Source organism: Corallococcus carmarthensis (assembly GCF_003611695.1).
Taxonomy (GTDB): Bacteria; Myxococcota; Myxococcia; order Myxococcales; family Myxococcaceae; genus Corallococcus; species Corallococcus carmarthensis.
Genome location: NZ_RAWE01000297.1, coordinates 1 through 9850, shown reverse-complemented (window position 1 = coordinate 9850; position 9850 = coordinate 1). Strand labels below are relative to the sequence as shown.

General features: G+C 71.3%; 7 protein-coding genes. 4 read left to right on the top strand and 3 right to left on the bottom strand.

The window, feature by feature from the left end; translation table 11 throughout:
* Positions 1–301: 301 nt before the first annotated feature.
* Positions 302–1204, top strand: a complete 903-nt coding sequence (locus D7X32_RS40735) for a hypothetical protein (protein WP_208752710.1) — start codon at positions 302–304, stop codon at positions 1202–1204.
* Positions 1205–1248: 44 nt separating this feature from the next.
* On the opposite strand, the gene D7X32_RS40730 is transcribed toward D7X32_RS40735, so the two are convergent.
* Entirely contained in the window at positions 1249–2289 is a 1041-nt protein-coding gene (locus tag D7X32_RS40730; RefSeq protein ID WP_147450473.1) for a hypothetical protein, read from the bottom strand.
* Positions 2290–2446: 157 nt separating this feature from the next.
* Complete coding sequence (locus D7X32_RS40725) at positions 2447–4498, bottom strand: c-type cytochrome (RefSeq protein ID WP_120607901.1); 2052 nt, start codon at positions 4496–4498, stop codon at positions 2447–2449.
* Between the two features lie 253 nt (positions 4499–4751).
* On the opposite strand from D7X32_RS40725, the gene D7X32_RS40720 reads away from it, so the two are divergent.
* The gene (locus tag D7X32_RS40720) at positions 4752–6284 is read left to right on the top strand and encodes a sensor histidine kinase (RefSeq protein ID WP_120607900.1); all 1533 of its coding nucleotides are present in this window, start codon (positions 4752–4754) and stop codon (positions 6282–6284) included.
* A complete protein-coding gene (locus D7X32_RS40715; RefSeq protein WP_120607899.1) occupies positions 6281–6994 on the top strand; it encodes a response regulator transcription factor in 714 nt (237 codons plus the stop codon). The genes D7X32_RS40720 and D7X32_RS40715 overlap by 4 nt, the downstream gene beginning before the upstream one ends.
* Before the next feature lie 11 nt (positions 6995–7005).
* Here D7X32_RS40715 and D7X32_RS40710 read toward each other — a convergent pair whose 3' ends face one another.
* Positions 7006–7704: a class I SAM-dependent methyltransferase gene (locus tag D7X32_RS40710; protein ID WP_120607898.1), complete on the bottom strand. Its 699-nt coding sequence runs from the start codon at positions 7702–7704 to the stop codon at positions 7006–7008.
* Between the two features lie 218 nt (positions 7705–7922).
* Here D7X32_RS40710 and D7X32_RS40705 point away from each other — a divergent pair, with 218 nt between their 5' ends.
* Positions 7923–9596: a hypothetical protein gene (locus D7X32_RS40705; protein ID WP_120607897.1), complete on the top strand. Its 1674-nt coding sequence runs from the start codon at positions 7923–7925 to the stop codon at positions 9594–9596.
* The last annotated feature ends 254 nt before the right edge of the window (positions 9597–9850 follow it).

Here is a 9850-nt window from a genome sequence, read left to right as displayed (position 1 = left end):
CTCCAGGACTCGTCGGGGGTCGCGCTCCGGGGCGGAGGGGCGGCCGTCTGGGCCCGCGCGGGAACGGCTGGCGTCAGGGCCAGGACCGACAGGGTGAGGAGACCGGAGAGGCGCATGATGGAAGAGGGCAGGCAGCCTAGCCCACGCCCTGCCTGTGAACGAGGCCGGCCTGCCCGACCTCTCCCCCGCCATCCAGTCGCGTCCGGAAAGCGGCAGCGGCGCCACAATGCTGATGACGGGGGCCGGGCCCGGTCTACCATCCGCGCCCGCGCGCATGGCGTCGGTGAGGAGAGCAGACGGGATGAGGGTCGGACGGGGTGCACTGCTGATGACGCTCGCGTTGGGCGCGTGCAGCAGGCCCGGTGCGGGCACGGTCACGGCGGCGGATGCGGGGACGTTCATGGGGCTGCCGGGACGGCCGTCCACGCTGACCCTGCCCTCGTGCGAGGAGCTGCTGCCCGCGGACCTGCGCGACCTCACGCTGAACGGCTTCACGATGAAGGAGGAGCGGGCGTGCCCCACGTGCGGGCCGCTGTGCTCACTGCGTTCGGCGGCGCTGGCGGACGTGTCCGTGTCGGTGGCGTATGACTGCCAGCCGCACTACGCGACCGCGGATGCTCGCGCGTTGCTCGCGCCCACGTTGAACGCGGGCGGCGAGGAGATTCCGGCGCTGGGCCGGGCCGCCGCGCGCCGCAACCCCGTGCAGGGCATGACGCAGGTGGTGACGTGGGATGACGACACGCCGTGCGTGGTCGTCGTGACCTGGCTGGGGGACGACCCCGACCGTGCGATGGACGTGGCGCGCCTGGCGGTGACGTCGCACCACGGCGTGGTGGATTCGGCGGCGGACGCGGGCACGGAGCTCCCGGCCGACGCGGGGGACAGCCTCCTGCTGGATGCGCCGTTGGAGCCGCTGGACAGCCTCACCGCGCCGCGCGCGGGAACGCCGGACCTGCTCTCCGCGCCGGCCGGGCAGAAGCCCGCGACGCCCGTACCGGCGCCGCGTCCCGCGAACCCGCCGCCCGTGGCTCCGGCTCCGCGCAAGCCCGCGCCGGTGGTGCCCATCGTCGTACCACCCGCGCAGAAGCCCGCGCCGGCCGCCCCCGCACAGAAGCCGGTAACGCCCGCGCCAGCATCCGCCCCCACGTCCGCACCGGCCGAGACGACGCCTGCGCCCGCGGCGGATGTTCCAGACGCGGGATAGGCACTCCTCACCCGACAGCCATGGCCGTATCCGCGGGCGCAATCTCAATAAGGCCACTTCGCGATGGCATAGGCATGCGTGACCTTGTGATTGAGCCACACGAGCAGCAGCGCCACGGACCAGCGCAACGCCCCGGGGCGCGTGGCCAGCCAGTCGCCCGCGATGAACATCACCGGAAAGAGCACCGCGCCGAAGCGGAAGGCATTTCCCAGATCGCCCTGGGGCAGCATCACCAGAAGTGACAGCAAGGCATAGAGGCCCAGGGCCCGGTCGCGGCGCCACAACATCACCGCGAACACCAGCCACGCCGCCCCGAAGACATTCCGCAGCACCAGCCAGCCGTTGAAGCCCCGGTGCCAGGGATTGCCGAACCACAATCCCCGGACAGCGCCCCAGAGAGAGTCCACGTGGTTCCACTCCCGCTGGGCCTTCAGGAACATGAAGGGGTCACCGGAGCGGCTCCACTCGAAGACAAGCAGCCCCGCGAACGCGAGCAGCGCCAGGCATCCCATGATGCCGAACCGCACGAAGCGCTCGCGCCACGACGGCTCGCGCAGGGCCACCAGAAGCGCGGCGGCGATCGCCACGAAGCAGCCCTGGTTCCGAGTGAAGATGCAGAGTGAGACCAGCGCGGCGGAGGGCAGGAGCAGCCCCCGCGAAGCACACGCCAGGGCACCGAACGACAGGAGCAGGAAGAGCCCCTCCGTGTGGTGCGAGTGCAGCGCGAAGCTGGCGGGACCGTAGAGGAAGACGAACCAGCCCCAGGACGTCCGGGCCGTCATCCCCTCGCGCACGGGCCCCTGCCGCGCCTGGTGGGTGTTCCACGCGACGAAGCCCAGCAGACATGCCGTGGACAGGGCCGTGCCGACGACCTGGGGAGGCAGCGTGCCCCCCAGCACCTGCCGCGCCAGCCAGACCAGGCCTGGGTACAGCGGCAGGAAGGCCCACAGCGGCCACGTGTAGCCCTCCAGGACCAGCGTGCCGTAGTGGTGCGAGTCCCAGCGATCCAACACCAGGAGCAGAGGCAGGCTCCGGCGCCAGGACGTCCAGGCCCAGAGTCCGAAGTGATGGACCAGGACCAGCACCACGAGCCCCCAGGGTGAATACGCAATCCTGGGAGGGGGAAGACCTACGGCCTGGGAGGGGGGACGCATGAACGGCGGGACCCTGCACCCGTCGGCACTGTTCCTTCAAGCACCCTGCTCCCAGGCGGAGCGATCGCGCCGTGCGGTTTGATCTCCGCTACAGCGTCTCCAGGTACGCCACCAGGTCGTCCATGTCCGCGTCGGACAGCTGCGCGGTCATGCCGTGCTGGTTCGTCTCGCGGCCGTTCAGCAGGCGCGCCTTGAGCGTGGGCGCGCTGCCGTCATGCAGGTACGGCGCGGTGCGGCCCACACCCAGCAGGGACGGCGTGTTGAGCCCCACCTGGATGACCGCCACCGCGTCCTGCAGCACACCCGAGCGCACGAACGTGCCCACGTCCACGTTGGTGTTGTTCGTGAGCGCCGTGCCCGAATGGCACGTGTCGCACTTCGCCTGCTTGAAGAGCGCGGCCCCTCGCGCCTGCGACGCCGTCAGCGGCTCGTCCCGGAACGCGTTGTCCGGCGCGGGGATGGCGTCGATGAACGCCCCCAGCTTCGCCACCGTGTCCGCGTCCAGCTCCTGGCCGCCCATGCGGTCCTTCACCGTGGCGCTCATGAAGTCCCCCAGCGCGGAGAACTCGCCGCTCCAGTGGAAGGGCGCCGTGGCCGTCGTCATGCGCCCCGCCAGACTGGGCGTCTGGCGCGGCCCGTCCGGGAAGCCCCACACGTGGCCGTCCTCGCGGCCCTCCAGGTGGCACGACGCGCAGGACACCGCCACGGACGGGCTGGTCATCCGCTCATCCACCGCGCTGAAGAACAGCCGCCGGCCCGCCACCGCCATCGGGGACAGCGTATCGCCCGCGATGACCAGACGCTCGCCCTCCTCGTGGAGGTCACCCCGGGCGTCGCCGCTGGCCACCAGCGTGCTGACCGTGTGGTCGAACGCGTTGTAGACGTACGCCTTGCGCCCGTCCCGCGTGAGCGCGATGCCGTTGGGCCCCGCGCCCACGTCCAGCAGCTGCCGCACCGGGCTCCCCTCCCCCGCCAGGTCCGAACCGGAGCGGCGCCACGAGGGCAGGATGGCCACGTTGTTCGACTCCTGGTTCACCAGGAACAGCCACGCGCCCGTGGGGTCCACCACCGCCGCCGCCGGCCCCTGCAGGGGCGTCGTGAACGAGGGGCTCGCGATGAGCGACGTGGGGTAGTCCGGCTTCTCCTCCGGCGGCGGCTTGCACTCGTCCAGGTCGTCCACCACCGGCCGGGGCGCTTCGTCCTCCGTGTCGAAGGTGACCAGGCCCGCGGCCACCACGCCGCCGCCCGCCGCCGCGCCGCACGGCGTCCCACCGCCGTACATGGAATCGCCCGGATTCGGCGAGCGGCCGTCCACGGGACCCGCCAGCGGATCCTCGCGCGACCACACCACCGGCGCGAAGAGGCGCCGTCCATCCGGAGCGCTCAGGAGGTCCACCATGCCGCGCGCCCGGAAGGAGCGCGGGCCCTGGTTGGAGCCCGGAGGCAGCGGGGTGTCCATCGCCACGAGGGGCGAGGGAGCCATGCCGGCCCCGGAAGACGACGGCCGGTTCGCCTTCGTGTTCAGGTCCGTGCCGCCGCGCATCACCTGGGGCTGGTTCGCGTCCGACAGGTCCACCGTCACCACGTCGCCCTGCCGGAACAGCGACACCGCCGCCTTGCGGCCGTCCTCCAGGAGCGCGATGCCGCGCGGCTCCTCGCCCAGCGGCAGCTCCCAGCGCGCCGTGAGCGTGCCCGTGTCGATGGCGGTGAGGCTGCCCCGCGCGGCGGACTCACGCGTGGCGCTGTTCACCACGTACAGCGTGTGGCCGTCCGGCGACACCGCGAGCCCCGTGGGCTCCACGCCCACCGGGACGCGCGCGGCCTCCACCGCGTCCCCCTTGCGGATGACGGACACGCTCTTGCCGCCCCGGTTCGTCACGTACACGGTGTCGTCCGGGCCCACCGTCACGCGCTCCGGACGCGGGCCCACCCGCACCTCGGACACCTTCTCCCGGCGGGCGGTGTCCACCACCGCGAGGATGCCGTTGTCGGCGTCCACCACGTAGAGCAGCGAGTCATCCCGGCTGAGCGCCACGGATCCGGAGGCGTTGCTCCAGGTGCCCGCCACCTCGCGCTCCTTGCAGCCCGAAAGCACCAGCGTCGTCACCGCGCACAGCGCGGTCCATCCCTGCCGTCGCATCGGAAATGCCATCCCCTCCCGCGAAGGTCGCGCGCGTTGCTCCGACCCCACCCTGCGCGCGGCCCCACGGCCTGTCGGGAGCGTGCCGGCCCTGCTCACACGCCATCCCAAGAGCCCCATGCTCGCCCAGCCGCCCCCCGGAAGTCGACGCCTTCCGAACCCGCCGTATGCCTCCGGACAATGTCGGGAAGACTCCCCCCTCCCCCAAATGCCGCGAGCACCCGGCCGCCGTCGCGTGTAGACACAGGGAGCCGTGACTCGTCCCGCGCCCGTCATCCTCAGCTTCCGGCGCACGTTCGCGCTGCTCATCCTGCTGGTCGTGCTGCCGTCGGCCGGCCTGTCCGGCTTCGGCGTCGTGGCCATCATCAACGAGCGCGCCGCGGTGGAGAAACGCCTGGAGGCCGCGTGGCGGGGGACCCTGGCGGACCTGTCCGCGGAGGTGCCCCGCGCGCTCAGCAGCGGACGGCTGGAGCCGGTGGGTACCGAGCGGCTGGCGTTCCTCCTGCCGGACGACCAGGAGCTGTCCGACCCGGAGGGCACCTTCCATGTGGAGAACGGGATCGTGCGCACGAAGGATCCGCAGTTGGCGGAGTCCCTGGCGGCGCTGGTGCCGGAGGCCGCCTCGCTGCCCACGGTGCCCACCGTCTTCTCGCTCGCCACGAACGGCCGCGCGGTGATGGTGGCCGCCGAGCGCCAGGGCGCGACCGTGAGGGGCGTGCGGCTGTCGGGCATCGCGATGGACGCGCTCCTGTCGGACAAGGCGCAGGGGCGGGCCACGTCGGAGCCCGTGCGCTTCACCCTGCTGCCCGTGCCTCGCGACACGTCCAGTGAGGGCGGGCTCGTCAACCGGCTGATGTCGGAGGTGGCCCAGGCGCGGCAGAACGCGCTGGGGTCGCCGGTGCTCGCGGAGCGGGTGCTGTCCGCGCCGTTGCAGGACTTCCGCCTGGTGGTGCTGCCCACCGGCGAGGACCCGGTGGCGAGCACCTCCACGCGCAACCGCGCCGTGTACGGCGTGCTGCTGGGCCTGTTCTACCTGACGCTCACCTTCGGCGTGGCGTACACCGGCCGCGTGCTCTACCGCGAGGCGCGCCTGTCGCGCATGAAGACGGACTTCGTGTCGCTGGTGAGCCATGAGCTGCGCACGCCCCTGACCTCCATCCGCATGTTCATCGAGACGCTGGCCCTGGGCCGGCTGAAGGACCCGGCGCAGACGCAGGAGGTGCTGAACCTGCTCACCAAGGAGACCGAGCGCCTGTCGGACCTCATCGAGCGGGTGCTGGACTGGGCGCGCATCGAGAGCGGCCGCAAGGTGTACCAGCGCGAGACCCTGCCGGTGACGGACGTGGTGGACGCGGCGGTGGTGGCCTTCCGCACGCAGCGGCTCGGCGACGAGATGGAGTTCACCGTGGCGGTGGAGGACGGGCTGCCCCGCGTGGACGTGGACCGGGTCGCGGTGGCGGGCGCGCTGCTCAACCTGTTGCAGAATGCCTACAAGTACAGTGGCCCCACCCACCGCAGAATCGCCCTCCGGGCACAGAGAGACGGCGGATACGTGAACCTGTCGGTGGAAGACAACGGGGTGGGAATCGCCAGGAAGGACCGCAAGCGCATCTTCGAGCGCTTCTACCGGGTGGACAACCTGCTCACGCGCAAGACGGAGGGCAGCGGACTGGGGCTCGCCATCAGCAAGCGCATCGTGGACGCGCACGGCGGCCGCATCACCGTGAAGAGCGAGCCCGGCCAGGGCAGCTGCTTCACCCTCCAACTCCCGGTGAGCCGCGCATGAGCACGTCCGTCCCTGGAGAGGAGAAGCCCCGGCGCATCCTGGTGGTGGAGGACGACCTGTCCATCCTCACCGGCGTGTCCATGAACCTGCGCTTCGAGGGCTACGAGGTCATCCAGGCCCAGGACGGCCGCACGGGCCTGGCCAAGGCGCTGGACGAAGCGCCGGACCTGCTGGTGTTGGACCTGATGCTGCCGGAGCTGAACGGCTACGAGGTCATCCGCGAGCTGCGCCAGCGCGGCCGCGACACGCCCGTGGTGGTGCTGTCCGCGCGGGGCCAGGAGTCGGATAAAATCCTGGGCCTCAACCTGGGCGCGGACGACTACGTGGTGAAGCCCTTCGGGTTGCAGGAATTGCTCGCGCGCATCAAGGCGGTGCTGCGCCGGAGGTTCGGGGGCACGAGCCCCACGCCGCCGCCGGTGACGTTCGGGGACGTGAAGGTGGACCTGTCGCAGCGCACGGTGGCGCGCGACGGGCAGCCGGTGGACCTGACGGCGCAGGAGTTCAAGCTGCTGGCGCACTTCCTGGCGCACCCGGGCCGCACCTTCACCCGCGAGGAGCTGCTGTCAGGCGCGTGGGGCTACCACTACGAGGGCAGCGCGCGCACGGTGGACAACTTCATGCGCCAGCTGCGGCTGAAGTTCGAGGCGGATCCGGAAGCGCCCCGTCACTTCCTCACGGTGCGCGGGCTGGGCTACCGCTTCGAGCGGTAGCAGCGCGGTCCTCAGGTCCCGGCGACGCCAATCTGGCGCAGGTCCTCCAGGTCGAAGGGCTTGCTGTCGAAGCGGCCGAAGCGCTCGCGCAGGGTGAGGCCGCTGGCGGAGAGGGCGGTCTCCAGCTCCTCGGGGAGGAAGTGGCGCAGCTTGAGGCGGCGGATGGGGCTCTGCCCTCCGGCCGGACGCCGCTCGCGCAGGTGCAGGGCGAAGAGCGGGCGGCGGGGCTCCACCGCGGCGCCGGGCTCGTCGTCGTCGCGCGGCAGCACGGGTTCGCGCGGGGCGTTGAGCACGTCGTAGATGAAGGTGCCGCCGGGGGCCAGGTGGTGGCGCACGGTGGCGAGGAACGCCTCCAGGTCATCGCGGCCGGACATCAGCCCCAGTGCGTGCTGCGGGGCGAGCACCAGGGGGAACTGCTCCGGCAACCGCAGCGCGCGCGGGTCGGCGGCGATGAGGCGCGTGCGTCCCGAGACGTCCGGGGACTCGGAGGCGCGGCGCTCCTCGGCGGAGCGGATCATCGCTTCGGAGGGATCCACGCCCACGGTGGTGAAGCCGTGGCCCGCCAGAGCCCAGGGCACCCGGCCGTTGGCGGAGCCCAGCACGAGCACGGGTCCGCCGTGTTCGGAGGCCTGCCGTGTGTAGAAGACGAGGTCCGGCTCCTGTCCCACGAGGGACAGCGGGGTGCGGCCGCGTGCGTCGTTCCCAGCCATTGCCCAGGCCCTAGCACGGTTGGGGGGCGCTTCGGGACCCCGGCGTTCACACATTGGGCAAACGGTTGCCCACCCGGTGTCGCGCAAGCGACGCCCACCGGCGGCGGCTCGACGGTTTCCGGCCCCCGGGGGCTGGCACCCTCCTTGCCTTGAACGCCTCGGACGACGGGGGTCCGGCAAGGGGACCTTCCGCTGAGCGAGTGTGAGGTGGGCATCATATGAAGCACGGGTGGCGGTGGACGGGGGCGGTCCTGCTGGTGGGCGCGCTGGGGTGGGCAGGCTGCGGCGGGGATGACGGCGACACGAAGAGCGTGGACACCCCGGTGGTGCCGGTGACGCCCGTGGAGGAGCCGCGGCTGCCGGACGCGGGCACCGGCACGGATGCGGGCACGGATGCGGGCACCGGGACGGATGCGGGCACCGGGACGGACGCGGGGACGGGCACGGACGCAGGGACAGACGCGGGCACCGGCACGGATGCGGGGACGGATGCCGGCGTGCCTGAGAAGGTGCAGACCTATCCCCTGCCCTCCGCACCGGGCTGGACGTTCTACAACCAGGAGCAGGGCGCGCCGCGCTACGTCTACGGCATCTCCGCGGACCAGGGCGGCAACGTCTGGGTCGCGGGCGGCGAGGAAGGCCTCTTCCTCATCAAGAAGGGCTCCAACACCCTCCAGCGTTTCACGATGTCCGAAGGCCTGCACCCCTACGGCCGCATGCGCGACGGCGTGGGCGGCCCTCCGGCGGGCGTGCCGTACCTCAAGGTCATCTCCGTGGCGGGCGGTCCCGCGGGCACGGTGTTCGTCGGCTACGCAGGCAAGCCGCCCCAGCCGGGCATGCCCACCTGCGAGGACGAGTGGGACCAGGCGGAGAACGCCCACCGTGAGCCGGACGCGAGCGTCTACAAGAGCGGTGACGCGGACAAGGTGACGCTCAAGGCGGACGGCACGATCGACGTCGTGCACTACGACATCCACACCGGCCCCAAGAAGGTGAAGGCCGAGCTGCGCGGGCGCGAGAAGGTCTGCACCGTCTACCGCATCGCCTACGACCCCGCGAAGGAGGTCGTCTGGTTTGGCGGCAACCACGGCTTCGCCATGGGCGACGCGAAGTTCAACGGCATCGTTCCGGCCTACTGCTGGGATCCGCGCCCCTGGAACACGGATGGCTTCAAGTGGGAGTTCGAGTGCGCGGGCCTCTACGAGCACGTGCACCCCGCCATCTCCGGCTCCAAGGGAGAGCTGCTGTCGGACCGCTACTACGGCATCTCCATCACGGACAACCACGACGTCTTCTTCGGCGGGCAGATCCGCTCCACGCGCTTCCGCTACGGCACCAACGGGGATGACTACTGGACGGCCCAGGCTGAGACGGAGGACTCGGGCTACGACTGGAACCGCTTCGACATCTGGCCTGACGCCGTGCCGAACTACCCCACCGCGGCGCAGCGCGTGGACGACAACGTCTCCGGCATGGCTCCCGCGGCCAACGACGGCGTGTGGGTCAGCTCCTTCTACTTCGGCCTCGCTCGCCTGAGCGCCAACGGGACCGTGGAGACCAAGGTGATGCAGGACCTGGTCAACTACGCGCCCGCCAGTGGCAGCAATCCCGCGATGGCGCCCACGTCCGCCGTGGCGACGGACCCCTGGGATGGCAGCCTCTGGGTGGGCGCCAACTGGTGGGGCGGCATCACGCGCCTGAAGGGCGGCGGCACGGTGAAATACAGCGGTGACGTCTTCGGCAACGTGGTCACCTCCGCGAGCAGCGTGTCCGACATCCAGTTCGACCGCTCCGCCGGCAAGCGCCGCGTGCTCATCTCCTTCGAGGGCACCAAGAACGTGAAGACCGGCGTCGTCACCCCGGGCCTCATCGGCATCTACGAAGGCGACTGACGCATCATCCACACCGAAGTCCTGACACGGCCGCCTTCCCATCATGGGGAGGGCGGCCGTTGTCTTGAGGCATTGATGTTTTCATCCTGAAGTATCCCAACCCGCGGCGGAGCCCCGCTCTCACGCCGCGAGAAACAAACTGGCTCGCACGCTTTTGACGCACCGTGCCCGGTTGTCCACCAGCCGGGCACCGGTGTGCCGACAGAAAGTCCGCGCGGGCCAGAAGCCGTCTAGAATCCCGCCCGCTCATGCCC

What these genes read in the sequence shown, in the direction of transcription:
- D7X32_RS40710 (WP_120607898.1), bottom strand. Translation starts at nt 7,704, where the DNA reads ATGGCTGGGAACGACGCACGCGGCCGCACCCCGCTGTCCCTCGTGGGA.
- D7X32_RS40705 (WP_120607897.1), top strand. Translation starts at nt 7,923, where the DNA reads ATGAAGCACGGGTGGCGGTGGACGGGGGCGGTCCTGCTGGTGGGCGCG.
- D7X32_RS40715 (WP_120607899.1), top strand. Translation starts at nt 6,281, where the DNA reads ATGAGCACGTCCGTCCCTGGAGAGGAGAAGCCCCGGCGCATCCTGGTG.
- D7X32_RS40725 (WP_120607901.1), bottom strand. Translation starts at nt 4,498, where the DNA reads ATGCGACGGCAGGGATGGACCGCGCTGTGCGCGGTGACGACGCTGGTG.
- D7X32_RS40735 (WP_208752710.1), top strand. Translation starts at nt 302, where the DNA reads ATGAGGGTCGGACGGGGTGCACTGCTGATGACGCTCGCGTTGGGCGCG.